Annotated in this window: 21 protein-coding genes, 1 tRNA gene and 2 pseudogenes; 14 read left to right on the top strand and 10 right to left on the bottom strand. The window is 71.9% G+C overall.

What is annotated here, in order from left to right; all coding sequences use genetic code 11:
• Positions 1 to 268 precede the first annotated feature (268 nt).
• The 5 genes and pseudogenes from ACH4MY_RS10360 (at position 269) to ACH4MY_RS10340 (ending at position 10495) form a co-directional block, all read left to right on the top strand.
• On the top strand, positions 269 to 3097 hold the full coding sequence (locus ACH4MY_RS10360; RefSeq protein WP_398000305.1) for an alpha/beta hydrolase family protein: 2829 nt from the start codon (positions 269 to 271) through the stop codon (positions 3095 to 3097).
• Between the two features lie 206 nt (positions 3098 to 3303).
• Complete coding sequence (locus tag ACH4MY_RS10355; protein WP_398000302.1) at positions 3304 to 4281, top strand: hypothetical protein; 978 nt, start codon at positions 3304 to 3306, stop codon at positions 4279 to 4281.
• A gap of 263 nt (positions 4282 to 4544) precedes the next feature.
• Positions 4545 to 6407, top strand: a complete 1863-nt coding sequence (locus ACH4MY_RS10350; RefSeq protein ID WP_398000299.1) for an HSP90 family protein — start codon at positions 4545 to 4547, stop codon at positions 6405 to 6407.
• Complete coding sequence (locus ACH4MY_RS10345) at positions 6408 to 9599, top strand: hypothetical protein (protein ID WP_398000296.1); 3192 nt, start codon at positions 6408 to 6410, stop codon at positions 9597 to 9599.
• A gap of 127 nt (positions 9600 to 9726) precedes the next feature.
• Positions 9727 to 10495: pseudogene (locus tag ACH4MY_RS10340) on the top strand (transposase family protein).
• Between the two features lie 647 nt (positions 10496 to 11142).
• Here ACH4MY_RS10340 and ACH4MY_RS10335 read toward each other — a convergent pair.
• Positions 11143 to 12017 (bottom strand): IS5 family transposase gene (locus tag ACH4MY_RS10335; RefSeq protein WP_398000293.1). Its coding sequence is split into 2 segments (ribosomal slippage): positions 11143 to 11624 and positions 11624 to 12017, totalling 876 coding nucleotides; the frame shifts between segments, so codons are not numbered across the junction.
• 511 nt (positions 12018 to 12528) lie between these two features.
• On the opposite strand from ACH4MY_RS10335, the gene ACH4MY_RS10330 reads away from it, so the two are divergent.
• A complete protein-coding gene (locus ACH4MY_RS10330) occupies positions 12529 to 13197 on the top strand; it encodes a hypothetical protein (RefSeq protein WP_398000290.1) in 669 nt (222 codons plus the stop codon).
• 338 nt (positions 13198 to 13535) lie between these two features.
• Here the strand turns inward: ACH4MY_RS10330 and ACH4MY_RS10325 are convergent, their stop codons facing one another.
• Positions 13536 to 13682, bottom strand: a complete 147-nt coding sequence (locus ACH4MY_RS10325; protein ID WP_398000287.1) for a hypothetical protein — start codon at positions 13680 to 13682, stop codon at positions 13536 to 13538.
• A gap of 52 nt (positions 13683 to 13734) precedes the next feature.
• Positions 13735 to 14094, bottom strand: a pseudogene (locus ACH4MY_RS10320) (hypothetical protein); the annotation flags it as partial.
• On the opposite strand from ACH4MY_RS10320, the gene ACH4MY_RS10315 reads away from it, so the two are divergent.
• Positions 14055 to 14321: a Tn3 family transposase gene (locus ACH4MY_RS10315; RefSeq protein WP_398000284.1), complete on the top strand. Its 267-nt coding sequence runs from the start codon at positions 14055 to 14057 to the stop codon at positions 14319 to 14321. The pseudogene ACH4MY_RS10320 and the gene ACH4MY_RS10315 sit on opposite strands and share 40 nt — an antisense overlap.
• Positions 14322 to 14486: 165 nt before the next feature.
• On the opposite strand, the gene ACH4MY_RS10310 is transcribed toward ACH4MY_RS10315, so the two are convergent.
• The 3 genes from ACH4MY_RS10310 to ACH4MY_RS10300 form a co-directional block, all read right to left on the bottom strand.
• Complete coding sequence (locus ACH4MY_RS10310; protein ID WP_398000281.1) at positions 14487 to 14777, bottom strand: hypothetical protein; 291 nt, start codon at positions 14775 to 14777, stop codon at positions 14487 to 14489.
• Between the two features lie 21 nt (positions 14778 to 14798).
• Positions 14799 to 15188, bottom strand: coding sequence for an Imm7 family immunity protein (locus ACH4MY_RS10305; RefSeq protein ID WP_398000279.1), 390 nt, complete (start codon positions 15186 to 15188; stop codon positions 14799 to 14801).
• Between the two features lie 140 nt (positions 15189 to 15328).
• A tRNA-Trp gene (locus tag ACH4MY_RS10300) sits at positions 15329 to 15403 on the bottom strand.
• Positions 15404 to 15509: 106 nt separating this feature from the next.
• Between ACH4MY_RS10300 and ACH4MY_RS10295 the strand changes: the two genes are divergently transcribed.
• From ACH4MY_RS10295 to ACH4MY_RS10270, 6 genes are all read left to right on the top strand, one after another.
• Positions 15510 to 17537: a PE-PGRS family protein gene (locus ACH4MY_RS10295; RefSeq protein WP_398000276.1), complete on the top strand. Its 2028-nt coding sequence runs from the start codon at positions 15510 to 15512 to the stop codon at positions 17535 to 17537.
• A gap of 112 nt (positions 17538 to 17649) precedes the next feature.
• The gene (locus ACH4MY_RS10290; RefSeq protein WP_398000274.1) at positions 17650 to 17928 is read left to right on the top strand and encodes a polyprenyl synthetase; all 279 of its coding nucleotides are present in this window, start codon (positions 17650 to 17652) and stop codon (positions 17926 to 17928) included.
• Positions 17921 to 18973 (top strand): polyprenyl synthetase family protein, encoded by a 1053-nt coding sequence (locus tag ACH4MY_RS10285; protein WP_398000272.1) that lies wholly within the window; start codon positions 17921 to 17923, stop codon positions 18971 to 18973. The genes ACH4MY_RS10290 and ACH4MY_RS10285 overlap by 8 nt, the downstream gene beginning before the upstream one ends.
• Positions 18974 to 19043: 70 nt before the next feature.
• Positions 19044 to 20204 carry an oxygenase MpaB family protein gene (locus tag ACH4MY_RS10280; protein WP_398000269.1) on the top strand — a complete coding sequence of 387 codons (1161 nt, stop codon included), beginning with the start codon at positions 19044 to 19046 and terminating at the stop codon, positions 20202 to 20204.
• Positions 20205 to 20399: 195 nt separating this feature from the next.
• Positions 20400 to 21596 (top strand): lipase, encoded by a 1197-nt coding sequence (locus ACH4MY_RS10275; RefSeq protein ID WP_398000585.1) that lies wholly within the window; start codon positions 20400 to 20402, stop codon positions 21594 to 21596.
• Between the two features lie 192 nt (positions 21597 to 21788).
• On the top strand, positions 21789 to 22646 hold the full coding sequence (locus ACH4MY_RS10270) for a maleylpyruvate isomerase family mycothiol-dependent enzyme (RefSeq protein ID WP_398000267.1): 858 nt from the start codon (positions 21789 to 21791) through the stop codon (positions 22644 to 22646).
• 95 nt (positions 22647 to 22741) lie between these two features.
• On the opposite strand, the gene ACH4MY_RS10265 is transcribed toward ACH4MY_RS10270, so the two are convergent.
• The 4 genes from ACH4MY_RS10265 to ACH4MY_RS10250 all read right to left on the bottom strand — a co-directional run bounded on the left by ACH4MY_RS10265 (position 22742) and on the right by ACH4MY_RS10250 (position 25349).
• Complete coding sequence (locus tag ACH4MY_RS10265) at positions 22742 to 23626, bottom strand: ABC transporter permease (RefSeq protein ID WP_398000264.1); 885 nt, start codon at positions 23624 to 23626, stop codon at positions 22742 to 22744.
• Positions 23623 to 24531, bottom strand: a complete 909-nt coding sequence (locus ACH4MY_RS10260) for an ABC transporter ATP-binding protein (RefSeq protein ID WP_398000262.1) — start codon at positions 24529 to 24531, stop codon at positions 23623 to 23625. The genes ACH4MY_RS10265 and ACH4MY_RS10260 overlap by 4 nt, the downstream gene beginning before the upstream one ends.
• 202 nt (positions 24532 to 24733) lie before the next feature.
• Positions 24734 to 25105 carry a fic family toxin-antitoxin system, toxin component gene (locus ACH4MY_RS10255; protein ID WP_398000260.1) on the bottom strand — a complete coding sequence of 124 codons (372 nt, stop codon included), beginning with the start codon at positions 25103 to 25105 and terminating at the stop codon, positions 24734 to 24736.
• Positions 25106 to 25121: 16 nt separating this feature from the next.
• Positions 25122 to 25349, bottom strand: a complete 228-nt coding sequence (locus ACH4MY_RS10250) for a hypothetical protein (RefSeq protein WP_398000257.1) — start codon at positions 25347 to 25349, stop codon at positions 25122 to 25124.
• 121 nt (positions 25350 to 25470) lie between these two features.
• Between ACH4MY_RS10250 and ACH4MY_RS10245 the strand changes: the two genes are divergently transcribed.
• Positions 25471 to 26019, top strand: coding sequence for a flavoprotein (locus ACH4MY_RS10245; protein ID WP_398000255.1), 549 nt, complete (start codon positions 25471 to 25473; stop codon positions 26017 to 26019).
• Positions 26020 to 26048: the final 29 nt, after the last annotated feature.

Below are 26048 nucleotides of genomic sequence, written 5' to 3'. Positions count from 1 at the left end.
GGGGTGGGGCGGAGGCAGGGCGGCGAAGGGCGGGGCGCCGGGTGGTGGGTGCGGTGTAGCGCCGTGTTCCGACCCGGGCGCGGGCGGCCGACGGGAACTCCCGACGCATTGTTCACGGGCCACCAGGCAACCCACGCCCCCTGGTTGCCGTCCTCCGAAGGCGAGAGAGGCACCGGGGAACCGGGGACGGCCGGGTCATCGGCGTCCCCGAGGCGCTTCAGCCGCGCCTTCCCGGTGGCTCACGAGACCGATCGTGAGGAAGACCGCTTTGATACGTGTCACACGCGGCGCGGCCACCGCCGCGGCGTTACTCGCGCTGGCGGCGGTGTCACCCGGGGCGGCGTACGCGCAGCCGTCACCTGGGACACCGTCGACCGGAACACCGTCCCCCGGGGCACCGCCGACCGCGTCCCCCGGGGGACGGGTCGGGAGCCCGGGGCTTCCCGAGGGATGGCGGGTCACCGGGGCCGGGGCGGGCAGGCAGTTGGTCTGGACGTCGCCCGAGCCCGTGCCCATGGGAGACGCCCGGGTCGAATTCCACGCGGGTGACCGGCTGCTCGGGCGTCCGGTGGCGCAACAGGACGGCCGTACCTTCCGGTTGCCCCTCGGGGACGTACGGCTCGAAGAGGGAACGCAGCTGCGGGTGACGGCCGCCGGGCGAGCGCTCGACACGGCCGGAGCCGCGCGCTCCGCGCGTCTCACCCCCGTCGACCCGGCCGCCCGGCCGGAGGCCCCGCTCCCGGTGAACGGGGTGGATCCCGGAGTCCCGGGCCGCTACCGCACCGTCAGCGGCGAATACACCTTGAAGTCCGTGCGGTTGCCCGGATTCCCCGAACCCGTCGAGATGCGCGCCGCGGTCGTGGGACCGGCCGACGCGCCGGGGAAGCGGCCCGTGGCCCTCTTCCTGCACGGGCGCCACACGACCTGCTACACCCCGGGCACCGAGGACATGGGCGGCGAATGGCCGTGCCCGGCCGGAACCAAGCCGATCCCGAGCCACCAGGGCTATCTGCGCGCCCAGCGACTCCTGGCCTCGCAGGGCTACGTGACGCTGTCCATATCCGCCAACGGCATCAACGGCCAGGACCACCGTGCCGAGGACGGCGGCGCCCAGGCCCGCTCGTCCCTGATACGACTGCACCTCGCCCGCTGGGCCGACTGGTCCGCGCACCGGACCGCCGCCCCGGCGGCCGTACGCCGCGCCTCGCCCGCGGACCTCTCGCGCGTGCTGCTCGTCGGCCACTCCCGGGGCGGCGAGGGCGTCAACCGGGCGGCGATCGACAGCCTCTCCCCGCCGCCCGCCGACCAGGACGGCTACCGGGGTCCGGTGCGGTGGAAGATCCGCGGCACCGTCCCGATAGGACCCACGATCTTCGGCAACAACCCGGCCGCCGACGTGCCCTCCATGACCATCCTGCCGGGCTGCGACGGCGACGTGTACGACCTCCAGGGCCAGAACTTCGTCGACGGCACCCGTGGCGTCAGCCGGGGATCGGCGCTGCACAGCGCGGTCTACATGGTCGGTGCCAACCACAACTACTTCAACAGCGAGTGGACCCCGGGACAGGCGCAGGCTCCGGCCTTCGACGACTTCTCGTCCGAGGACGGCACCGACCCGGTCTGCTCCCCCGGCACGCGGACCCGACTCACCGCCACGCAGCAGCAGGCGGCGGGCGCCACGTACATCGCGGCGGCCGCCCGGCTGTTCGTCGGCGGTGACGACCGGGTCCGTCCGCTGCTCGACGGCACCGGCCGCCGCGCGCCCTCGGCCGGTCCGGCCCGGGTCGTCACCCACGCCGTCGGCGCGCACCGCACGCCGGCCTTCCTGCCGGGCCCGTCGGTGACCGTCTCCGGTGCCGGCAGGCTCTGTGCCCAGGTCGACCCCGATCCCGCCCGCGCCTGCCTCGACCCCGAAGCGGGTGGGATCTCGCCGCACTTCGCCCTGTGGGACGCCTCGCCCGAGCCCGGCCGTGACGCCGTCGCACTGCGGTGGTCGAGCCCCGGGGCCCCGGTCGCCGTACGCTCCGCGCGGCCCGTCTCCCTGGCCGGTTCGGATTCCCTCGCGCTGCGGCTGATCGTCCCGCCCAACAGCACGGGCACCCAGCTGGACGTCGCCGTGACCGACTCTTCGGGCCGTCGCGCGACCCTGGGCCGTACCCGGATCGACGGACTGCCGGGCACCACGCGGACCGCCTCCTACTGGGCGCGCGAGGTCCGTGTGCCGCTGTCCGCCGCGGGCAGGTCCGGCCTGGACCTGAAGCGGATCACGACGCTCGAACTGACGCCGCGCAGCGGCTCCGGGAGCGCGTGGCTGATGGACGCGTGGGGCTGGCGCCCCGGCATGCCGGCGGTCCGCCCGGCCACTCCGGCGCGCGTCGACATCGGCCGTCTGTCGGTCGCGGAGGGCGACTCCGGTGTCCGGACCTACCGCGTGCCCGTACGGGTGACCGGTCAGGGCAGCGGCCAGGTCCGCCTGTTCGTCCCCCGGCCGGGCACGGACGAGATCACGTCCCGCGTGGTGACGGTCCGGCCGGGCCGCCATGACATCGACATACCGGTCGAGGTGCGGGGCAACACCCGTTTCGGCTACGACATGACGCACGACGCGTTCGTCAAGGCGGTACGCGGCACCATGGTCGGCGCGCACCGGGGTGGGGTGACCGCACTGAACGACGACAAGATGCCCACGGTGAGCGTGACACCCGTGGCCGGCGATGTGACCGAGGGTGCCCCGCTGACCTGGCGGGTGACGCTGTCCGCCGCCGCGGACGCCGACATCATGGGCGGCGTGACCTTCCTCCCGCCGGCCGGCGGTACGGAGCTGTCCACGGCGGACGTTCCCCGGGCCTGGTTGGAGGAGAACCTCGGCGAGGTGCCGCAGACGGTGACGCCGCTCTCCGGGATCGAGCACGGCGGTCTGTATCTGGGCGCCACCGTCCCCGCGGGCGAGACGAGCGCGCAGGTGAGTGTGCCCACGGTCAAGGACGGCGCCGCCGAGCCGGCCGAATCGGTACGGGCGCGGCTGACCACGTACGACGGTTCCTGGGAGCCCCTCCCGGGGCCGGAGTTCACGGGAACGGTACGGGACGAGCCGTAACGCGCGGCCCCCTGCCGTGATGTGACGCGACGCGAGGGCGCCGGGGACACCCGGCGCCCTCGCGGACGTCCGCGGTCCTGATGGACCGGAGCAGGACGCGGGGCGAGGAAACAGATGTGCGATTGTCGGTCGTGCGTGATAGTCACTACCTCCACGGGGAGGGTGATCACTGGTCTCCCCGTTCGATCATGGCAAGGGGTGGGGACATGGCGTTGCTCGGTGACTTGGGGCTCACGCTGGGGAAATGGGCGGGCAGGCCCGGCGCGCGCGTGCGGAATGACTCCGGCGATCCCGCCGTGGCGCGCGTGCGGGAGGCCGCCGAGGCGGCGGACTGGGCGACGGTGCGGGAGGTGCTCGAAGCGCGTCCCGAGAGTGAGAACCGCGTCGAACTCCTGTGGGCCGTCGGCGACACGGCCGGTGTGGAGCGGTGGATCGCCCCGGTCCTCGAAGCGGAGCCCGAGGCGCCGCTGCCGCGGCTCGTGGCAGGGATCCGCCACATCAGCTGGGGCTGGGAGGCCCGCACCGGGGCCCGTGCCTCGCAGGTCTCGCGGGAGCAGTTCGAGGTGTTCCACACGCGCCTGAGCACGGCCGAGGAGTGGCTGTACGAGGCCGCCGAGCGCGAGCCGCAGTGGACGTCTCCCTGGTACGGCCTCCAGGTGACCGGCCGCGGCCTCCAGGTGGGTCAGGACACGGCGCGACGCAGGTTCGAGGCGACGGTACGACGCGATCCGCAGCATCTGGAGGCGCACCAGCAGCAGTTGCAGCAGCTCTGCGACAAGTGGGGCGGCTCGCACGAGGAGATGCACGCCTTCGCGCGGGAGTCCGCGTTCAAGGCCCCCGGTGGCACGCTGCTCGGCCAGCTCGTCGCGGTCGCCCACATCGAGGAGTGGTTGTCCCTCGACTCCGGGCCGGACGCCGCGTACATACGCCGGCCCGAGGTGAGGGCTTCCTTGCTGGAGGCCGCCGACCACTCGTTCCGGCATCCGGACTTCGTCCGCCGGGGCGGCTGGAACCAGGTCCTCAACACCTTCGCCATGGCCTTCTCGCTCGCCGGGGACCGTACGGCCGCCAAGGAGTGCTTCCGGGCCACCGAGGGCCGTGTCACCGAGTTCCCCTGGTACTACCTGGACGGTTCCGACCCCGCCGCCGCCTATCGCAAGCAGCGTTCGTCGGCCGGACGCTGACCGTCCGGGACATCGGCCGACACCGGTACGGACACAGCCACAGGCGCGGACGGGGACACGGGCACATACGCGGGAACGACCGGACCGCCGAGCGCGGCTTCGCGTCGATGCCCTCGCCGGCCCTTCCGCGTGCCACCGCGCCCGCCCCCGCCCGTCCTCGTCACACCGCCGTCCGGCCTCTCCCCCCGCCTCCGAACCGCCCCCTTCCGCATCGTCGTCCGCTCCCTCCCGGCGCGGGCGCGCCCACCGAAAGACTCCGCCAGGTGCACCCCTCCGAATCCGCACACACCTTCCAGGTCGACCTGCGCGGCCTGGTCGACCTGCTCTCCCACCACCTCTACTCCAGCCCCCGCGTCTACCTGCGCGAGCTGCTGCAGAACGCCGTGGACGCCATCACCGCCCGGCAGGCCGTCGACCCCGGTGCCGCCGGCTCCATCACGGTGCGCACCGGTGACACCCTCACCGTCACGGACACCGGCATCGGTCTGACCGAGGCCGACGTCCACCGTTTCCTCGCCACCATCGGGCGCAGCTCCAAGCGGACCGCCGACGGCGCCCTCGACGGCGCCGGGCTGGACGCCGCCCGTGGGGAGTTCATCGGTCAGTTCGGCATCGGACTGCTCGCCTGCTTCGTCGTGGCCGACGAGATCACCGTGCTCAGCCGGTCCGCGACGGACCCGTCGGCCCCCGCCGTCGAGTGGCGCGGCCACTCCGACGGCCGGTACACGATCCAGACCCTTCCCGCCTCGGCCGTGCCCGAGCCGGGCACCACCGTGCGGCTCACCCCGCGCGCCGACAACGCGGAGTGGACGGCTCCGGAGCAGGTCGTCTCCCTGGCCCGGCACTACGGCGGTCTCCTGCGCCACGAGGTCACGGTCGTCGGACCGCGCGGCGAGACCCACCGGGTCAACGAGGCGCCTCCGTGGGAGCGGAGCCACCGTTCCCCGCTCGCCCGGCGCGAGGCGCTGACCGCGCACTGCCGCGACCTCTTCGACTTCACCCCGCTCGACACCATCGACCTGGACCTTCCGGCGGCCGGCCTGCGCGGTGTCGCCTATGTCCTGCCGACGGCCGTGAGCCCGGCGCAGCGTGCGGGCCACCGTGTCCACCTCAAGGGGATGCTGCTCACCGACCAGGCGCCGGAGCTGCTGCCGGAGTGGGCCTTCTTCGTGCGCTGCGTGGTCGACACCACCAGTCTGCGGCCGACCGCGTCCCGGGAGTCGCTGTACGAGGACGGCACGCTGTCCGCCGTACGGGACGCTCTCGGCGACCGGATCCGCGACTGGCTCACCGGACTCGCCGCCAGCGAGCCGTCGCTGCTGCACCGCTTCATCGACACCCACCACCTCGCGGTCAAGGCGCTCGCCCGGCACGACGACGAGCTCCTGCGGATCGTGCTGCCGTGGCTGCCGTTCGAGACCACCGACGGCAGCGTCACACTCGAGGAGTTCGCCAGGACGCACCGGACGCTGCTGGTCACCCGGAGCGTGGAGGAGTTCCGCCAGGTCGCCCCGATCGCCGCGGCGGCCGGCCTGGGCGTCATCAACGGTGGCTACACCTACGACCGCGATCTCGTGCACCGGCTGCCCGAGATCCGGCCGGGCACGGCCGTCACGGACCTCGACCCGACCACCGTCACCGCCCACCTCGACGCCGTGGACCCGGGCGCCGAACTGCGGGCGGCGGCCTTCCTCTCCATCGCCCGGGAGACGATCGGCGTCCACGACTGCGATGTCGTGCTCCGCGACTTCCAGCCGGTCACCGCGCCGGCGCTCCTGCTCGACAACCGGGACGCGCGCCACGAGCGGACCCGGTCGAGCCTCGCCGCCGAGAGCGACGGCCTCTGGGCCGACATCCTCGGCTCCCTGCGCCAGGAGACGCCGCGCGCGCAGCTCGTCCTGAACCACCTCAACCCGCTGGTCCGCCAGGCGATCACGATCACCGAGCGGGGGCTGGCCGTCACGGCCGCCGAGGCCCTCTACGGCCAGGCCCTGCTGCTCAGCCGCCGCCCGCTCCGGGCGAGCGAGAGCGCCCTGCTCAACCGGGCCTTCATCGGCCTGCTCACCCACGCCATGCACCAGCCCGGCCCGGCCGCACCCGGCTCCGAGCCCCGGAAGGAACTGTAGATGCTGGACACCCCCGAGGCCGTCGTCGAGGCGCTGCGCGAGAACAACGAGCGCCCCCACGGACTGACCCGTACCGTGACCGCGGAGGAACTCGTCGAGGCCGCCGAGCCCTTCGACAAGCCGGACGTCCTGGTCACGGCGCTGCTGGAGCTGATGTCGGCGTACGAGTTCACCGGCGAGCACCGCAAGTCGCCGGTGGCCTTCGCCCGGCTGCTGAAGCTGTGGGACACCGCTCCCGAGTCGTTCAGCCAGTGGGAGGCCCATCAGGTCTTCTGGCGCTTCAAGTGGGTGACGACCTCGCTGCTCCAGGTGCCGAAGATGCCGCTCACCTCGGTCCGGAGCTGGATCGAGCAGATGCGCAGCCGGTACGAGGCTGCCGATCACGGCATGCAGCCGGTGGCGGCCATGCGCTACCGCGTCGCCTCCCACACCGGGACCGGCGTCGCCGACGCCTATGACCTCTGGGCCACCCGGTCCCGTACCGAGCTGAGCGACTGCGAGGCCTGCGAGACCCGGCACTTCGCCTGGCACCAGGTGATGGCGGGCGACGACGCCGGAGCGCTCGACACCTGGCGGCCGGTCCTCGCCGGGGACCAGGGCTGCAGCGAGGAACCGCAGGTGAGCCAGGCGCGCGCCCTGCTGCCGCTGCTGCGTCTCGGCCGCGTGGACGAGGTCCGCTCGCACCATCTCACCGGCTACCGGCGGGTCCGGGGCAACAACGGCACGCAGGAGGAGGTGGGCCTGCACCTGGAGTTCTGCGCCCTCTCGCGCAACGAGGGCCGCGGCCTGGAGATCCTCGCGGAGAACCGCCCGCTGTTCGAGGCCACCGGCGCTCCGCTGGCGCATCTGGAGTTCCTCACGGGCGTTGAGGTGCTGCTCGCCCGTCTCGTCGAGGAGGGGCACGCGGACACCCCGGTGGCCGGCCCGCCCGGCCGGAACTGGACCGCGCGCGAGCTCTCCGCCCACGTACGCTCCGAGGCGGACCGTCTCGGCGCCGCCTTCGACGCGCGCAACGGCACCACGGCCGTCGGCGACCGCCGTCGCGCACGGCTCTCGCAGGGCCCGCTGCTCGACCAGCCCCTGGCGCTCGGGCTGAGGACCTCGGTCACCCGCTCCCCCGCCTCGACGGGTACGGGTGCGGGTGCGGGCACGGCGGACGGCTCGGGTGCGGGCACGGCGGACGGCTCGGGTGCGGGCACGGCGGACGGCTCGGGTGCGGCAGTGTCCGGTGGCGCATCCGCCGGGGCGGAGATTCCCGACGACTTCTTCACCCTGGTGACCGAGGCGCGGCGCATGGCGCGCACCGGGCACCCCGGGGACACCCGGCTCTGGTCCCGTATCGCCGAACGCGTCGCCGACGGCAGCACCCCCCACGACGACCGGCTCGGTCCGGAGGACCTTCTGCGGGCCGAGCTCGCCGAGCAGCACGCGTACCTGCTCTCGCGGGAGGACCGTCACGCGGAGAGCATGGACGCGCTCGACCGCGCCACCGAGTTGTACGAACAGCTCACGATGCCGTGGCAGGCACTCTCCAGCCGGGCGCGTGCCCTCGCGTGGGCGACGGCGCCCGACGCCACCCGCGCCCGCACGGAAGGGGAGGCAGACGCCCCGGGCCCGCGGATCGGGCCCGCCGAGGCCGCTCCCACCGCCGGTGACGCGACGGACGGAGGCACTCCGGCCACCGATGGCGCGACGGGCCACGGCACCGCGCGGCTGGACGCGGACGGGATCCGGTCGGCTCTCGACGCCGCTCTGCGCGAGGCCGAGCGGCTCAAGACCGAGGTCCCGTTCACGGGCGCGCCGCTCGGCGAGGCGGAGGCCGCGTCCGCCTCCGGCGCCGACCTGGCGTCGGAACGCACACTCGACTACCTCACCGTGCTGTACTCCGGTGTCTTCGCCGCCTACCAGGACCTCCAGCGCCTGCTCCCGGAGGCTCCCGACACCGCGTGGGAGCGGTTCGAGGAAGCCGCCCGTGTGCTGCGTTCCGAGGCGGAACGCCTGTTCGTCCCCCACCACGTGGCCAACGCACGGCAGTTCGTCGCCGACATGGCCGCCCAGCGCGGCGACATGGACCTGGCCGAGTCGGAGCTGCGCGCGGCCCTGAAGGACGTCGACGTCTCCGGACGGCCGTGGCGCGGCTCGCGTCCGCGCGCGCTGCTCGCCCAGATCCTGCTCGCCAAGAACGAGCCGGAGGAGGCGACGGAGCTGCTGCACCGGGCGATCTCCGACGCGGTGCGCCACGACGACGCGGAGTTCCCGCTGGCACCGACGTACGCGCTGCTCGGCCACGCGGCCTCGCACCTCGGGGACTCCGGCGCCGCCGTGCGCCATCTCTCCGAGTCGGCCGCGCGGTTCGACCAGAACGGGGCGCCCGAGGAGGCCACCCAGGCACGTCTGCAGCTCGCCGACGTCCTGGTGGGTGCGGGGCAGCAGGCGGACGCGGTCGCCGTACTGGAGTCCGTCCTCTCCGACGAGGTCGCCGCGTCGCTCGACGAGCGTCTGGTCGCCCAGGCCCGTCTCACGCTGGCGCGCGGGCTGCGGGAGCTGGAGGAGTTCCTCCCCTCGGCCGAGGAGTTCCTGCGCCTCGCGGACGCCGTGGCCGGCTGGGAGGACGACGGCCCGATCCGCACTCTGGTGGCCGCGGAGGCGGCGACGACGCTGGCGATGGCCGGCCGTTGGGAGGCGGCGGGCGCGGCGTACGAACGGGCCGTCGCGGCGCACGCCAAGGCGCCGAACCCCTCGCTGATCAGCCACATGATGCGCGAGTTCGCCCGTCTCACCATGCTGGCGCGCGATGCGGAGGGCCTGGACACGGCACTGCGGCACCTGGCGGAGGCCGACGCGCTCCGCGTCGCCGTCCCGGAGGACACGGAGGGTTTCCACGCCTGGTACGAGCAGGGCGAAGTGCACTACCGCCGCGCGCGTGCCCTGGCCGAGGCGGACCGCTTCGCGGAGGCGCTCGCGGAGGCGGAGGCCGCTGTCGACGCCCATGAGCAGGGCGGTCGGCGGGGCGAGATGCCGCGCGCCGAGGCGGTCCGCTTCGCCGCTCTCGTCGAGGGGAACGGCCTGGGCCGGTTCAAGGAGGCCGTCGCCCGCCTCACGACGGCGGCGGCCCGCTGCCGCCGGGCGGACCTCACCGAGGCCGCCGACATCCTCGACGCCCTGCGGCAGGACTATCTGACGCGGCAGTAGGACCGGGAGCGTGGCCGTCTCCGGGATGCTCCACGTGTGCCGGAGACGGCCACCGCCGTCGAGTCCCACAGGGGTCGCCGGGCCTAAAGCGTGTTGCAGAAGGCTGCGTGGCGGGCATTTCCCCTGTATGCGTGGGGTGTTGAAGGCTGAGCCGTTGTGGGTGGAGACGTTCACGGGTCTGCGGATGCGGCAGTTCGAGCGACTGTTGAAGGTCGTGCGTGAACGGGGTGGGAACGGGCCCGGTGGCGGGAGGCCGTGGTGCCTGTCGCTGGCGGACCGGGTCCTGCTCGTGGCCGTCTACTACCGGACGAACCTCACGATGCGGCAGCTCGCGCCGCTGTTCGGCTGCTCGCCGGCGACGGTATGCCGCGTCATTCAGCGACTGCGACCGCTCCTGGCCATCGAGCCCGCCACCCGCCCAGCCGACGTGGCCGACCGGCTGTGGATCGTGGACGGCACCCTGATCCCGGTCCGTGACCGCAAGACGGGGGCGTCCTCACGCAACTACCGGTTCTCGGCGAACGTGCAGGTCATCATCGATGCCGACACCAAACTGGTGATCGCGGCAGCCCGGCCGGTCCCCGGCAACACCGCCGACGCGAAGGCCTGGCGGGACTCCGGTCTCGCCCAGCACTGCGAAGGCGTGACCGTGCTGGCCGACGGCGCCTACATCAACACCGGCCTCGTCGTCCCGCACCGCAAACGCCCCGGCCGCCCTGCTGCCCGGCGAGGAAGAGGACAATGCCGAGCATCGCAAGGTCCGAGCCCGCGTCGAGCACGCCTTCGCCCGCATGAAGCACTACAAGATCCTTCGCGACTGTCGCCAGCGCGGCAGCGGGCTCCACCATGCGGTCCAGGCCGTCGCCCACATGCACAATCTCGCTCTGGCTGCATGAGCAGACTGGCCACGATCCCCGGTCTGACCTGCCCGGACACGACCTTCTGCAACACGCTTTAGGGTCCGTTGCGAAAGTGGCTGGGGAGGCAATCCCGCATGCCCCCCGTCGCTACGCTGGTTGCGACAGCGACGCAGGGGGCAACGGTGGGGCGAAAGGCACGACGGGCCGCAGGGACGCAGTCCTTCACAGATCTGCTCCGGCGTCCGAGTCGTCTCATCGAGCAGCTCGCAGGGGACGCTCGGCATCGCGCCGAGGAGGACGTCGTCGCATTGAACGCGGGAGAGGCTCGCGAGGTCTCCGCGTTCGTCCGCGACGGCCACCGCTTGCGGCAGGGATCGCTGATTCTGGACCCTGCCGCAGCGTCGTCAGTGGTGTGGCGGCCGTTTCGAGTCCTCGGCGGACCCGGTGAAGACATCGCCTTGGTCGCTCCGTTCCACGTCCATGGGGCCGGCCCAGTCACCGGCCCGGGAAGTGTCGCAGTCGACAAGGGAATGTTCCGTCTGCTGTCCCTGCAAGCCGCTGATCGTTACTGGGAACTCGCCATCCCCGCCGCGGACGTTGCTCTGGTCCGTGCTGCGCTGTGCGGGGACGGTACCCGAGGCTAGCCAGAGAGCCGCTGCTTATGGGCACCAGTCCGAAGTGCTTCACAGCCACTCGTTGAGGACCGCGACCAGCACGGTCGCTTCGTAGCGGACGGCGAGTTTGTCATACCTGGTGGCGACCGCGCGGTGGCGCTTGAGCCGATTGATGCCGCACTCGACTGCGTGCCGCTGCTTGTAGTCGGCCTTGTCGAACCTCGGCGGCCGACCGCCGAGGGAACCGAGCTTCTGTCGGTTGCGGACCCGGTCTGCCGGGACTGGGATCGTTGCCTTGATCCCGCGTCTGCGCAGGTAGGCGCGGTTCTTGCGGGAGTCGTACGCCTTGTCGGCCCGGACTCGGTCCGGTCGCTTGCGCGGCCGTCCCAAACCGATCCGGGGAACTCGGATCGCCTCCAGGACCGGCTCGAACTGCGGGGAATCGCCTCGCTGGCCGGCCGTGATCAAGACGGACAGCGGCTTCTGTCCCTGCTCGCCAGCGAGGTGGATCTTGCTGGTCAGACCGCCACGCGATCGTCCGAGCCCGTGGTCGGCCGGCTCGACGGCAATCCCGCCCGGCGGCTCCTTCTGAAGATCCCCCTTTTCGCCGCCCCGGCGGCGTGCTGATGGGCCCGGCAGACCGTCGAGTCGACATTCACGTCCCAGGTGATCAGGCCCTTTGCGTCCGCCTCAGCCTGAAGCCGGGTGACGATCCAAGCCCAGGTGCCGTTCCGCTGCCAACGCCGGAAGAGGCCGTAGACGCGATCCCACGGACCGTACCTCTCAGGCACGTCCCGCCACGGGGCGCCGGTCCGAGTCCGCCACCGTATGCCGTCTATCAGCTGTCGCCGAGTCCACACAGGCGGACGACCCGGCTTGATGCCCTGCGGCAGCAACGGCTCAAGTCGGGCCCACTGGCCATTCGCCAGATCCCCACGTCCCACAGAAGGTGATCGTCCATGGCCAAGATCCACTTTCACAACAGACCCTAGTGGTCGGGCTCGGAAAGCAGTGCTTTCCCGCGCGGTGCTCTTGCTCCGGCTCCCTGCACGGCCCCCATGTCGCCGAGGCTGTGCTGGGAGCCGGAGCACGGCCGTGGCCCGTCCACGAGGGGAGCCGCGTCCCGCACCTGGAACGGTGCTGGCGTGAGTGGGTGGGGTCAGATGCCGTCGAGGCCTCGGTCGAAGGCCACCGGGCAACCAGGGCCTGTCTGAAGTCGTGATCACTGGAGGCTGCGTATCCAGATCATGGCTCAAGGGTCATCATCGGAGTCACGTTAAACGAGACGTTCCTCCAGTTCGGCGACCATGTGAGCGATTTGCGAGGCTTGTACGGGAGGCCCAAGGGCCGGATCCGGCTTGGTCGGTCTGCTCAAACGCCTCGGGGAAGATCACCCAGAGACAGTTGAGTACCCGTACTCACGTGCCGTCGATCCGGCACGCACAAGATGTGCACATGAAGCGAATCTTCGGCACGCACCGTTACCTCATCTCCGTAACTGCCCTGTGCGCACTGGCCCTCACCGCATGCGGCACCACCCAGGCCGACGACAGCGGCCCCGCGACGGCGGCCAAGCCCGCGAAGGGCGCCGACGCCGCGGCGGCTCCGAAGCCGGATGCCGAGCCCGGCCCCGAGGAATCCGCTCAGCTGCTCACCTTCATGACGTTCCTGAACAAGGTCGCCGAGCCCTGCTCCCCCGACCTCCCCAAGGAGCCGCCGCTCGCCGACGAAGCGCCCGTCACTCCGCCGGCCTCTCTGCCGCCCATCCCCGACGGGCCGCCCTCGCCCGACGAGTTGAACCCGGGCTCGTACAAGGGGACCGAGGAGGACAAGAAGGCGGAGGCGGACCTGGAGGCCAGGAACAAGTGCGTCACCAAGGCGCACACCGACCGCGTCACCAAGGCGCTGAAGGGACTCAAGGCCCCTGCGCAGGTGCGCGGCTCGCTGAACCGCAGCGGATACGTGGACAGCGTCCTGAAGACGCGCGAGCAGCCCGGCACCGGGACGCGCTTCAGTCTGGACCTGGGCAGCGTGTGCCTGACCGGCACGGCCGACGGCAGCGCGTCCCCGTCCGTAGGGGGCCACGAGGTGCTGGACCCGGAGAACCCCTGCCCCCGCCTCTGACCGGCCCCGGAAAAACCCCTGTCCCCCGCCTCCGAACGGCCCGGCGGGACGTCAGCCTCCGACCGGCCCCGTCGAGGCCCGGACGACCAGTTCCGGGTCGAGGAGAAGCTCCCCCGTGGGCACGTCCCGGTTGCTGACCAGCGCGATCACACTCCGACTGACTTCCAGGGCCAGCCGGTCCGCGGCTGGCGGACCGTCGTCAGCGCAGGATCGGCAATCGACGTGCTGTCGTAACCGACTACAGGAACGTTTCCGGGTACGGAGAGAACCTGTCGGCGCACGCCCCGGACCGCCCCAGCGCCATGAGTCGTACTCGCCGGTTGTGACGGTTGCCCCCTCTACGACGCGAACTCCGTGACGAACGCGACCAGTTGGTGCTTCAACTCGACCTGGAGTGGCGGGCGTTCGGGCGTGGACATGGTGCGCGGCCACACCACCGACGGGCGTGCGACGACCGGCTGGGGCAAGGAGAACAGCTGGGTCATGCCGATGAAACAGATCGTGGCTGGGAGCCTAGGGCCTGTAGGAAAGTCGTGATCACTGGAGGCTGCGTATCCAGATCACGGCTCCGCGTAGGTAGAGGCCAGCGAGGTAGCTCGCGGGCGTCTTGTCGTAGCGGGTCGCGATGCCGCGCCACGCCTTCAGCTTGTTGATCAGGCGCTCCACACTGTTGCGGCCTTTGTAGAGGTCGACGTCGTGGGCGACGGGCCGTCCGCCCCGGCGGCCCTTCTTCTTGCGGTTGGCGGCCTGGTCGGCCTTCTCCGGGATCACGGAACTGGAACAGCGCGAACACCGTGCTGCACTAGGGCAAGGACGGCGCCCTGACCGGCCCGGACAAGGAACACGCCGAGACCTCGATGCTCGCGCTGCACTTGCTCCAGTCCGCGCTCGTACACGTCAACACCCTGCTGCTCCAGGAGGTCCTCGCCGAACCGGCCTGGGCGAAAAAGCTCTCGGACGATGACCGGCGCGGGCTCACCGCGCTGTTCTGGTCCAACATCAACCCGTACGGCACCTTCCGCCTGGAAATGGACAAGCGGCTCGACCTCGCACCGCTTCTCTCGGTGCCCCGTCCCAGCGCCCCGGCGGACGCCTCCGACCAAGCCCTGGCGGAGCCGAGGTGAACCCCGTGCCGACGGGCCGGTGTCTGTACCGGTCCTGGGGGCCGGCGGGACAGCCGATCTCGGCAAGATTGATCTTGAATGGTGAGAGGACCCTGCCGACGCCGTGAGGGGAAGCCGGGACCCGGCTTCCCTTCACATGTGCTCCCGTAGTGGGACTGGCGTCTGTCAGGTCACCCGGCGGCGGATCCACCAGGCGCAGAGCCCGGTCAGGGCCAGGGCGAGGCCGAGGTAGAGCCCGGTCTCGGCCCATTGAAGGGTCCAGAAGTTCCCGGCGGGCTGGTACGTCACCTGCTGCTGGTAGCCCTGGGCACCGAGGTCGGCGATGCAGCCGTCGAATTGCCGCGCGGTGGGCGGGCCCGACTCGGTGCGCAGGCACTCGGCGAAGGACGACGGCAGGGAGGAAGGCTGACCGGCGGCGTTCAGCGTCTGTTGGGAGGTTTCCCAGGCACCGGGCACTTCGGGATGCGCATAACCGCGCTATCCCGCGAAGGGATCTTCGAGGGTGGGGACGCACGGTGACAGCAACCACTCGGTGTGCCGGGTGACTTGTCCGCGAGCCATCCTGAGGACACGGACCTCGTTCTCGTGCCCCGGGGCTTCGTCGTCCCGCACATGGAGCAGGCCGTACGAGCCGGGGGCGACCGCGCCGACGTGGTCGAACAGGTCGGGAATCTCGGGTGAGGCGTGGTTGGAGAAGCCTCCGACATGGAGGAAGGCCTCGCCGTTCATCCAGCGAAGGTCGAGCAGGTACGGGCTGTCGATCGCGTCGATGCGGTGCCGCAGATCCTCGACGATCGCGGCGAGCCGAGCCGGATCGTCGTCGGCGGCGCTCTCGTGGACCGTGAGCCAGCCGTGGTACTCAAACATGCCCGGAGCCTATCGGCGGTGCCGGAAGCGGGCCCGGTGGAGGCGAGGGGACGGTCGCGCAGCTGTCCGCGCCGCCACCGGCCGTCCGCGCCGCCACCGGCCGTCCGCGCGAGAGTCCCGCGGAAACTCCCAAGGTGGGGCGGAACCGGCCGGATTCGAACCGGCGTCCTCGCGATTTTGGAGACCGCGCGCGTCGACCTCTGCGCTACGGCCCCGCCCGGTCGTGATCTTAGGTTCTGGGCGCGGGTCCTGTCCCCGGCATTTCGGAGATACGCATACGTCGTCGCCGACCACGGCAGGCGGCAGGCAAGATGGGTGCCCATGACGGGTGGGCGAGAAGGACTCGAAGAGCTGCTGCGGCGGGCCGGACTCGAGATCGTGGGAGACGGGCGGATCGAGGAGGTCATACGGCCATGGGCCGCCTGGCGGCCGGTCATCTCCTACGAGGCCGAGCCGACCGTGACCGTACGGTCGGACCGTCCCGAACTGGTCGCCGAGCTCAACGAACAGTGGCACCGGCTCGCGGTCGACCTCGGGATCATCGGTGAGGACGGCGCGTTCCTCATCAGTGCCGCCGTCGGTGCGGCCGGGGGCGGGCTCCCCAGATGGACCCGGGTGCGGCTCACCGACCGGTGGGACCTCGCCGGCGTGCTCGGTACGCGGCCCGGGCAGCCGGAGTTCGTCACGCTGTCGACGGACGGGGACGCACTGATCGGGGCGACCACCGAGGAGTACGACGTCTGGCTCGTCACGCGGGACCGCGTCAAGGAGCGGCTGGAGGAGGCCGCCCGGGCGGCGGCACGGGAGACCGCCGAGGACAGGGAAGCCGCCTGGGAGTCGCTCTTCCGTGGGCCACGGGTTCTGGGAAGACTGCGCGATCTGTGGGCGGAGGGTCTGGCGCGCAACCCAAGCACCACCGACGAGCTGCGCGTCGAGCTTCTGGACCTCTCGCGTCACCTTCTGCGGCGCCCCTTGCCGGAGGCGATCGTGGAGGCGGCGATCTCTCACCCGGAGCGGAAGGTGCGCGGACTGGTGGCCGAGGCGCAGCCGAACATCACCGGCCGGCAGTGGGCCCGTCTGATTCTCGGCGAGCACGACGACCTTACGCGTGAGAACCTCACCTGGCTCGCGGCGGACCGACGCGCCCGGCTCACCGACACCGCGTACGAACGGCTCGCCGCGGACCCGTCCACACCGGTCCGCGAACAGGCGGCCCGTCTTGCGGGCCTGCCCGCTCCCCTGCTCGCCGCCCTGGCCGCCGACGACGAACCGTCCGTGCGGGCCGCGGCCTGTCCCGGGGCCTGGCCTCATCTCGACGCCCCGGCCCGGAGCAGGCTCCTCGGCGACCCCGACCACAAGGTCCGCGCCAGAGCGCTGCTCCGCCACCACCAGGATCATCCGATGCCGCGATCGGTCTTCGACTCCGAGAGCCTCGGAGTCGACGTCATGGGCACCTGCCTCCTCGCGCGCGATCTCGCCGAGCATCTCGCCCACCACGACGATCCCGCCCGACGCCGGGCCCTCGCGTCCCACCCGCGGCTGGACCCCGACCTGGTCGGTCTCCTCTCCCGCGACGGTGACGAGAGGGTCCGCCTCGCGGTCTCCACCCGACCCGATCTCACCGAAGGGCAACGAGCGGGCATCTCCATCGACTTCGATCCGCGCGTACGGTGCTCTCCCCTCGACTGGGTCGTGTCACTGCACGAGGACCCGGCCGCCATGCGCCGCCTGAGTGCCTCCTCGCACCCTCTCGTCCGCAGGAGCGTCGCCCGGGCCAGGCACCTCCCTCCGGACGTCGTCGAGCTCCTCGCCGACGACGAGGACCGCGTCGTCCAGCTCTTCCTGGCCGAATCGTGCGAGGACGCGCCCGCCGACATGCTGCTGCGGGTGTGGCGGTGGTGGACCGGCAGTCCCAGCCACCCGGACCGCCCCCACGGGCATCCGAACTTCCCCCGCCGCGACCTGGTCCGCCACGCCGGCGATCCCGACCCCCGGATGCGTCGACTCGCCCTGGACGACCCCGAGTCGACGCCCGCGCTGGTCGAACGGTTCAGCCGGGACGGCCACGAGGAGGTTCGTCACCGGGCCGCGATCGACCCTCGGCTGACGGCCGCTTCGGCGGTCCGGCTGCTCGACGACCCGCACGAGCACATTCGCCATGCGGCGGCCGCACACCCGCGGCTGCCGGCACGGGTCCTGGTGCGGCTGCTGCGGGACGCGAGGGACGCGGAGGCGGCGGCCGGGAACCCGGCCTTGCCCGTACCGGTCATCGAGCGGATGATCCGCCGGCTACGGGAACCCGGACAGACGCCTCCCCGTGCCCATGATCCGAACGCGCCCTCCGCGTGATCACTCGTTCGTGAGTTCCGCCGTTCTCCCGTCCTCCCGGCCGCCAAGCTGACTGCGGTGGCGCGTGACCTGCGCCGCAACCGTAGGAGTGCGCTGTGGAGGGGGAGAAGTCATGACGCGGGAAGCCGGACGTCGCGGGGGTCCTGGTGAGCAGGCGGTGCTGCTCGTGGCGGGGCTCGCCGATGTGGCGGTGGGCACGCTGGGGTCGGCCATCGGGATGGTGCGGGGGCTGGCACGGCGCTCGGACACGGCAGAGCTGCTGACGGAGGCCGAGCGGGATCTGACGGCACGTGGACGCCTGGTGCTGGACCGCTGGGCGACCGTGCCCCCGGCGCATCTGGAGGTACTCGCCCGCCAGGTGCTGGCCGGCCGGGTGAACGACGGTGACTGAACGGTGGGAGTCCGTCGCCTTCAAGGCCCGGGTGGACGAGGTGCTGCACCGTTTCGTCGCCGACGAGGCCGATCTGCTGGCGGCGGTCGATCCGGCCCTGGGGCCGGTGGCCGAACAGGTGGAGTCGGCGGTCGCGGTGGGAAAGCGGCTGCGGGCGGCGTTCTGTTACTGGGGCTGGCGGGCGGCGCGGCAGCCCGACAGCGACGCGTTGGTGCGGGCCGCGGCCTCCATGGAGCTGGTGCACGCGGCCGCCGTCGTGCACGACGACCTCATCGACGACAGTCCGCTGCGGCACGGGCGGCCCACCGCCCAGGTGGCTCTCGTGGATGCCGTACGACATCATCCACGGCCGGCCGAGGCCGCGCGGTCGCTGGCGATGCTGGTCGGAGACCTGCTGATGTCGCTGGCCGGGCAGCTGTTCGCCACGAGCGGTCTGCCCGCCGCCTATCTCGGCCGGGCCCGCCCTCTCTGGGCGGCGCTCGCCCGCGAGCTCATCGCCGGTGAGTGCCTGGAGATCCTGCACACCGGCGCCGGTCCGGACACGGCGGCGTCACTGAAGGTGATCCGTTACAAGACGGCCAAGTACACCGTCGAACAGCCCCTGTTGATCGGTGGCGCCCTGGCCGGGGCGGGCGAGCGGCTCCGCGAGGGCTACAGCGCCTACGGGCTGCCGCTGGGCGAGGCCTTCCAGCTGAGGGACGACCTGCTCGGTCTGTTCGGGGACACACGGCACACCGGCAAGGCCAACTCCGACGACGTACGGGGCCATCGGCCCACCGCCCTGCTCGCCGAGACCTGGCGCATCGCGGGGTCCGACGAGCGCGAGCGACTGCGCGGCCTGCTGGGCCGGCCCGACCTGGACGAGGAGGGTCTGGAGGCCGTACGCGAGGTGATGCGTCGGCTCAAGGCGCCCGATCGTGTCGAGAGCATGATCGCCGTCCGGGTCGAGGAGGCACTCGGTGCGCTGCGGGAGTGGGACGTACCCGCGCCCGCCGCGGCTGCCCTCACGGCCCTGGCGCACTCCGCCTCGGTCCGCCTCTCCTGACACCCCTCACGCACTCCGCCCCCGTCTCCCTGCCGCCCTTCGCACGCCCTCGCGCACTAGGAGTCCCGCCGTGCCCCACACCGACGCGTCCATGAAAGCCCTCCGTCAGTCCGGTGACGAACTCGCCGACGCCACTGTCGCCACCCTCTTCGAACGGGGCGAGATGGGGACGTTCAACACGCTGATGCGCTTCTTCTCCACCGCCGGCGCCCCCGTGCCGGACGGTCTGCCCGATGTCGCCAGGGAGTACTTGGAGGCCACGAGCGCCCCGCCCTCCTGGGTGGACTGGGACGAGATGGAGCGGGCCAGGCTGTTCTTCATCGACAACAACGTGCACATCGCCACCGCGCTGTCCTTCGCGTCCATGCCCGCCTGCTACCTCGTCCCGCACGTGGCGAAGCTGCTCTCGGCGACCCACGGTCTGAACTATCCGTCCACGCGCATGGCGGCGACCGGCCAGTTCACCGTCTATCTGATGCAGCCGGACGCCTTCGAGGCCGGCAGCCGTTTCCTCCCCGCCGCGCAGAAGGTCCGTCTGCTCCACGCCTCCATCCGTCACCACCTCACGCGCGAGAACCGCTGGGACACCAGGGTGTCGGGGGTGCCGATCTGTCAGGAGGACATGATCGGCGGGCAGATGTTCTTCTCGATGCTCGTCCTCGACAGCCTGCACCGCCTCGGCATCCACATGACCGAGGAGGGAGCGGAGGCGTACTACTACGCCTGGCGGGTGGTCGGGGCGATGCTCGGGGTCGACCAGGACGCCGTCCCCAAGGACCTCGACGAGGCACGTCGATTCCTCGACCGGTACATGGTCCGGCACATGGGTCCGTCGCCCGAGGGTGCCCATCTGACCCGGCAGCTCATCGAGCTCTACGAGGACATCGTGCCCGGGACCCTGTTCGACCCGGTCGTCCCCGCCCTCGTCCGCTACCTCGTCGGGGACACCTGCGGCGACTGGCTGGAGGTCCCGAGCACCCCCTGGGACACGCTGGTCAAGGCCGTGCCCCATCTCCTGGGCGTACTGGAGACCATCGAGGACCGTTCCCCGTTCGGCGCCTGGGCCCTGGACCGGCTCGGCCACCTCACCACGCTCTTCGAGCTGTCCTCGCTGACGCGGGGGCGCGTCATGCACTACGCCGTGCCCGAGGACCTCAGGAAGGAGTACGGCGTCCCCGATGCGTCCTCCCGCACCCGGCGCTGGAGCCCGCCCGCCCCCACGTTCTCCTGAGGCCTGGCCCGTCCGACACCGCGCGTCGCAGCAGACCAGGTCTTCCGGTGCGTGCGTCGAGCGTGCGGTCCGGGCGGGGCGGACTCGACGGGGATCGGCACACAGGCCCTAGGTTCTTCTTTGAGAGTGCCGATGGCTCCGGCCGAGCACCTGCCCGGCCGGACGGGCCGGAGAAGAGGAGCGGTGACAGTGGCGATGCGGGAGTATCCGCTGGTGGGCGGCGCGGTGGAGGTACGGGGTGCGCTGGACCTGGAGAGGACGGCGGCGGGGGTGATGCCGCGCCGGTTGCCCGCGTGGACCAAGGAGCAGTACCAGGACCCGTCGGTCTACGGGGGAACGTTGATGCCTTCGGGGGTGCGGCTGGTGTTCCGCACGGATGCGCGGGTGCTCGAGTTCGAGGTCGTCACCTCCACGGGGCAGCTGGACGGTGACCCGCGGCCCCGGCCGACCGGGATGCTGGAACTGACCGTGGACGGTGTGCTTGCCGGGCGCCGACGCGCGCCGTTGGGTCATGTGGTGCGGATGGCGGGCCCCGGGACCGAGCCGCGGCTGATACCGGGGAAGCCGGGGACGGCACGTTTCGCCGGGCTGCCGGCCGGTATGAAGGACATCGAGCTGTGGCTGCCGCAGCAGACCCCCACGGAACTGGTGGCGCTCCGTGCCGACGGTGAGGTGCTGGCACCCCTGCCCGACGGCCGGCCCCTCTGGGTGCACCACGGAAGCTCCATCAGCCACTGTCTCGAAGCCGACGGCCCCACCGGCACCTGGCCCGTGGTGGCGGCGTCGCTCGGGGGCGTGGAGGTGACCAACCTCAGCCAGCCGGGCAACGACATGCTGGACCCCTATGTCGCCCGGACGATCCGCGACATGCCCGCCGACCTGATCAGCCTCAAGACAGGCGTCAACATCGTGGGCCTGGCCACCTTCCGGCTGCGGACGTTCGGCCCGGCGGTGCACGGGTTCCTGGACACGATCCGGGACGGCCATCCGGACACCCCGCTGCTGGTGATCTCCCCGGTGAGCTGCCCGGCACTCGACGGGTGTCCCGGCCCGACCTCGGTGGGCCGGGACGGGAAGATCACCGCGCTGGGCGACCCGGCCGATCTGGCCAGTGGGGCCTTGTCGCTGCAGGTGGTCCGTGACGAGCTGGCGAGGATCGTGGAGATCCGGCAGGCCCACGATCCTCATCTGTACCACCTCGACGGACGTGAGCTGCTCGGCCCGGCCGATGTGGACGACCTTCCCGACGGTCTGCACCCCTCCGCCGCCGCGTACCGCCGGATGGGCGAACGCTTCGCCGCTCACGCCTTCGCCGACGAGGGCCCGTTCCGTGCCCGCTCGCACAAGCTGCCGGCGCCCGAGACGGGAGGCACCGAAGGGGGGCGGATGTGAAGATCAGGCACGCGCGGCGGCTCGCGAGGCGTTCGGGCCGTCCCGCGGCGGGCCGGTGCCCGGGGTTCATCCCGGTCAACCCTCGTCTCGATCAACGGTGTTACTGCTCTGCGGCGGCTTCCGTACAAGCACTGTCGCCAGCCTCCTACTCGACGGTAACCTGCGGGCCCGACCGCGGCTTGGGGGAGTTGTATGGGTACCGTCACGACGTTCGATCCCGTCGGTGAGCACGAGAAGACCCGGGCCGCGTTGCGGGCCGTGGTTCCGCGCCTGGTCCGGCTGTTGCGGGAGGTTCCCGATCCGGACGCGCCTTCCGGCGTCCCGCTGTGGACGGTGGGCGATGTCGGTGCGCACCTCGCGGGGGTGTACCTCGCGTACTCCCTCGACTTCACCGACGATTCCGTGGAGTGGGACAGCCTCCTGCCCCCGGGCGACGGGCCGCTCGGCGAGCGGATCGCGGCCGTGAACGCCACCACCATCGGCCTCTTCAGCGGCGAGGAGCGCGCCCGTCTCGGCGACTTCGTCACCGAGCGGAGCGCGATGTTCCTGCACGCCACCGAGGGCCTCTCACCCGGCACCCCCGTCGCCGCGCCCTGGCTCGGGAAGGAGGTGACGATCACGCTGGCGGCAGCCACCGGTCTGATGCTCAGTGAGACCCTCGTGCACGGCCTGGACATCGCGCGCGGGGCCGGACGCCCGTGGCCGATCGGCCCGGAGGAGGCGAGTCTCGTGCTCGGCCAGTCCATGCCGACGATGATGCCGCTCGCCCTGGACACGGCGAAGGCTCAGGGCGTCAGCATCGCCTTCGACCTGGCGATCAAGGGCGGTCCGCGGCTGGCCGTCGTCGTCGACGGCGGGACGGCGACCGTGACCCGTGACGCGCCGCCGCGCACGTACGACTGCAGGATCACGGCGGCACCGACCACGTTCCTGCTGGTCTCCTTCCGGCGCGCGCCCGTCTGGAAGGCGATCGCGAGCGGCCGGATGCGGGCGGGCGGCCGCAGGCCGTGGCTCGCGATGCGCCTGGGCGAGCTCATCGCCACCCCTTGATCCGAGGGGTACGAGGGAGACGAGGGATCGGAGGTCACGGGGTGCGGGGGGGGGGCTGGCAGGGCCGGGGGTACGGGGGCGACCTCCCCGTACCCTCACAGGTCGCGGCGCTGTACCCCGACGATCGCGACCGCCGCCGCGCCCAGCGCCCACACCACGTACACGGTCCAGGCTCCGCCCGTGCTCCAGGGGAAGTCGGACGGGTCCGGCGCACCGATGTCCGCGAGGCGGGTCCATGCGCGGAAGGGCAGGGCATGGCCCGCGATCGCCGACCAATGGCGGTCCTCCGAGAGGACGTTGGGCAGGACGAGGACGACCGCGACCGTGGTGATCATGGTGGCCGCGGTATGGCGGATGACGGTGCCGAGGGCCATTCCGGCGAGCGCGGACACCGGGGCCAGCAGCGCCGAGGCGAGGACGACGCGCTGGGCGCCCGGTTCGCCGAGCGGGACGCCCACACCGCGTCCGTCGAGGATCGCCTGGGTGAGGAAGAACGAGGCTCCCGCGACGAAGACGCCGAAGGCGGTGGCGACCGCTCCGACGACGACCGCCTTGGCGCCCATCACCGCACGGCGGGCCGGGACGGCCGCGAACGTCGTACGGACGGTGCCCGTGCTGTACTCCCCCACCATCGCGAGGGCGCCGATGGCGCCGAGCGCAAGGACCATCACCATCGCCGCGTTGCCGGTGAAGGCCACCTGGAGCGGCATCCCGTCCCGGACGAACTCGATCCGGTCCGTCGCGTTCTCCGCCGTCCAGTACTTGTACATGTCGTAGGCGGTACCCGCGTTGAAGGCGATCACGGCGAGCGCGGCGGTCCCGTACGCGATCCAGGTCGAGCGCAGGGACCGGAGCTTGACCCACTCGGCGGCGACCAGGTCGAGGAACCGGGGGCGGGGCTCCGGGTCGCCGGAGCGGGGCGCGACGGTGTGCGTTCCCTGCCGGGAAGCGGGTGTGCGGGTCATCGAGGTCCGGGTCATCGGGATTCTCCTGCGAGGTACTGGACGCTGTCGGCGGTGAGTTCCATGAACACGTCCTCCAGGGACGCGGACCGGGTATGGAGCCCGCGCAGCGGGACGGTGTGCTTCAGGGCGAGTTCCCCGATCCGGTCCGCCGTCAGTCCGGTGACGGTGAGCTCGTCGCCGTCCCGGTCCACCTCCGCACCCTCGGCCACCAGCGCGGCCCGCAGGACGGCGGCTCCCCGCGTGCTCACCCGAACGCTCCGGCGGGTGCCGCGCGCGGAGAACTCCGCGAGGCTCTCCGCCGCGATCAGCCGGCCCCGGCCGATGACGATGAGCTCGTCGGCGGTGTGCTCCATCTCCGACATCAGGTGGCTGGAGACGAACACGGTGCGGCCCTCGGCCGCGAGCCGCTGGAACAGCTCGCGCACCCACTTCACGCCCTCGGGGTCCAGACCGTTCAGCGGCTCGTCGAACAGCAGCACCGGCGGATCGCCGAGCAGGGCCGACGCGATGCCGAGCCGCTGCTTCATCCCGAGCGAGAATCCGCCGATGCGACGTCGTGCCGCCTCGGCGAGACCGACCTCCCGCAGTACCTCCTTCACGCGCTGCTGCGGGATGCGGTTGCTGCGTGCCAGGGCTGACAGCTGGGCCTCCGCGCTGCGCCCGCCGTGCACGTCGTGCGCGTCGAGGAGCGCACCGACGTGACGCAGGCCGCGGGGCCGCTCGTGGAAGGGACGGCCGTCCACGGTGACGGCGCCGCCGGTGGGCCGGTGCAGACCGAGGATCATCCGCAGAGTCGTGCTCTTGCCCGATCCGTTCGGCCCGAGGAACCCGGTCACCCGGCCCGGGCGGACCGTGAAGGAGAGGGCTTCGACGGCGGTCGTGCCGCCGTATCGCTTCGTGAGTTCATTGACTTCGATCACACGAACAAGGTGCCAGCGGGCCACCCCTCCCGTCGTCCGACCGCCGCTGACAATCCCCGGACCCGGGTGTCGACCCTGGTCGTACAGCCACAGGTTGACGACCCTTCGGGTGTGGCCGCCTACGATCGCGGGAGTCCGCCTCGCCGGCCTCGGCGTCCAGCCGGTGTTCGTTCCCACGCGGTCCGGCCGCGAGCCGCCGGATTCAGCGGGTCCACTCCTTCAGGACACCCGCGACCTGACGAACATCGATCCGTCCCTCGGCCACCCGCTCCACCAGGTCGATGGCCTCCTCGGCCGACACGCTGACCGGGTGCCCGGACGCGTGGAGATACGCCGCGGCGACCACCACGCCGTACAGCTCGTTGGAGTGCTCGAGGGCCGGAACCCGGACGAACTGCTCCAGGAGCGCGGCCGCCCGGTGATGCGGCTGGTCGTAGACCGGGGTGTCCATCACCCGGAACGCGTGGCGGGCGCGGGCCGCCTCGAAGGCTCCCCAGTCGGAGATCTCGGGGTCGCCGGGGATCTCCTGCTGGGCGACGTCGAGCAGCCAGGACAGATCGATCTGGAGCAGCACTCTGTGACCGCCCGCTTCAGGCGGCGTCGGCGCTGTGCTTCGTGGGGCGACCGAATCGCTCCGCGAAGGCCTGACCGTGCTCCGCGACGAAGGAGCGGGCCCCTTCGAGGAAAAGCGTGCGCGTCAGGTCGGCGTCGAGCACCCGGCCCGCGTAGTCCTCCGCAGGCACGTGCTTCTCAGCCGCGACGCGCTCCAGCGCCTCGTACGCCTCGTCGCTGATCTCGATCCTGATTTCCCGTGCCATGGGACCACGGTAGCGGCCCGCCGCCGGGAGCGGCAGGGGAGGGACGTCACGGGCAGCACGCCCGCCGCCCCGGTCGCCGCTCCCTCGCGGTGGGGGCGCCGACCTGTGATCGGATGGGGGCATGGATTCTCGGACCCTCTACCTGTTCTGCAGCGCCGCCCCGCCCGTCTTCGACGTCGCCCGTGTCATCGAGGAGGCGCAGGCCGACGGCTGGGACGTGTGCCTCGGTCTCACCCCCACGGCGGCCCGCTGGCTCGCTCACTCGCTCGACGGCCTCGCCGCACTCACCGGCCACCCCGTGCGCTGGGACTACCTGCTTCCCGGCGAGCCCGACACATGGCCCCGGGCGGACGCGATCGTGGTCGCGCCGGCCACGTTCAACACGGTGAACCACTGGGCGCTCGGGATCACGGACAAGTGGCTGGTCGGGGTGGTGGCGGAGGGCATCGGGAAGGGGACCCCGATGGCGATGATGCCGTGCGTGAGCTCCGCGCTGGCCGCCCATCCCCAGTTCGAGCGGTCGATCGAGACGCTCCGCGGTGCGGGAGTCGGAGTCCTGTACGGCGAGGGCGGGTTCGAGCCCCACGAGCCGGGTCAGGGGGACCCCGCGGCCTATCGGTGGCGCGCCGTTCTGGACGCCGTCGCGGAGGTCCTCCCGGTCGGTTCCTGACCCGAAAGGCGGGAGGAACGGCCGCCGGG

Origin of the sequence: Streptomyces sp. NPDC017246 (assembly GCF_044331325.1) — a bacterium.
In the GTDB taxonomy this organism is placed as follows: Bacteria; Actinomycetota; Actinomycetes; order Streptomycetales; family Streptomycetaceae; genus Streptomyces.
Note: the sequence above shows the minus strand (reverse complement) of the source record. Positions and strands in the feature narration are given on the sequence as shown.

What these genes read in the sequence shown, in the direction of transcription:
- ACH4MY_RS10355 (WP_398000302.1), top strand. Translation starts at nt 3,304, where the DNA reads ATGGCGTTGCTCGGTGACTTGGGGCTCACGCTGGGGAAATGGGCGGGC.
- ACH4MY_RS10345 (WP_398000296.1), top strand. Translation starts at nt 6,408, where the DNA reads ATGCTGGACACCCCCGAGGCCGTCGTCGAGGCGCTGCGCGAGAACAAC.
- ACH4MY_RS10330 (WP_398000290.1), top strand. Translation starts at nt 12,529, where the DNA reads ATGAAGCGAATCTTCGGCACGCACCGTTACCTCATCTCCGTAACTGCC.
- ACH4MY_RS10325 (WP_398000287.1), bottom strand. Translation starts at nt 13,682, where the DNA reads ATGACCCAGCTGTTCTCCTTGCCCCAGCCGGTCGTCGCACGCCCGTCG.
- ACH4MY_RS10315 (WP_398000284.1), top strand. Translation starts at nt 14,055, where the DNA reads ATGCTCGCGCTGCACTTGCTCCAGTCCGCGCTCGTACACGTCAACACC.
- ACH4MY_RS10305 (WP_398000279.1), bottom strand. Translation starts at nt 15,188, where the DNA reads ATGTTTGAGTACCACGGCTGGCTCACGGTCCACGAGAGCGCCGCCGAC.
- ACH4MY_RS10295 (WP_398000276.1), top strand. Translation starts at nt 15,510, where the DNA reads ATGACGGGTGGGCGAGAAGGACTCGAAGAGCTGCTGCGGCGGGCCGGA.
- ACH4MY_RS10290 (WP_398000274.1), top strand. Translation starts at nt 17,650, where the DNA reads ATGACGCGGGAAGCCGGACGTCGCGGGGGTCCTGGTGAGCAGGCGGTG.
- ACH4MY_RS10275 (WP_398000585.1), top strand. Translation starts at nt 20,400, where the DNA reads ATGCGGGAGTATCCGCTGGTGGGCGGCGCGGTGGAGGTACGGGGTGCG.
- ACH4MY_RS10270 (WP_398000267.1), top strand. Translation starts at nt 21,789, where the DNA reads ATGGGTACCGTCACGACGTTCGATCCCGTCGGTGAGCACGAGAAGACC.
- ACH4MY_RS10265 (WP_398000264.1), bottom strand. Translation starts at nt 23,626, where the DNA reads ATGACCCGGACCTCGATGACCCGCACACCCGCTTCCCGGCAGGGAACG.
- ACH4MY_RS10250 (WP_398000257.1), bottom strand. Translation starts at nt 25,349, where the DNA reads ATGGCACGGGAAATCAGGATCGAGATCAGCGACGAGGCGTACGAGGCG.
- ACH4MY_RS10245 (WP_398000255.1), top strand. Translation starts at nt 25,471, where the DNA reads ATGGATTCTCGGACCCTCTACCTGTTCTGCAGCGCCGCCCCGCCCGTC.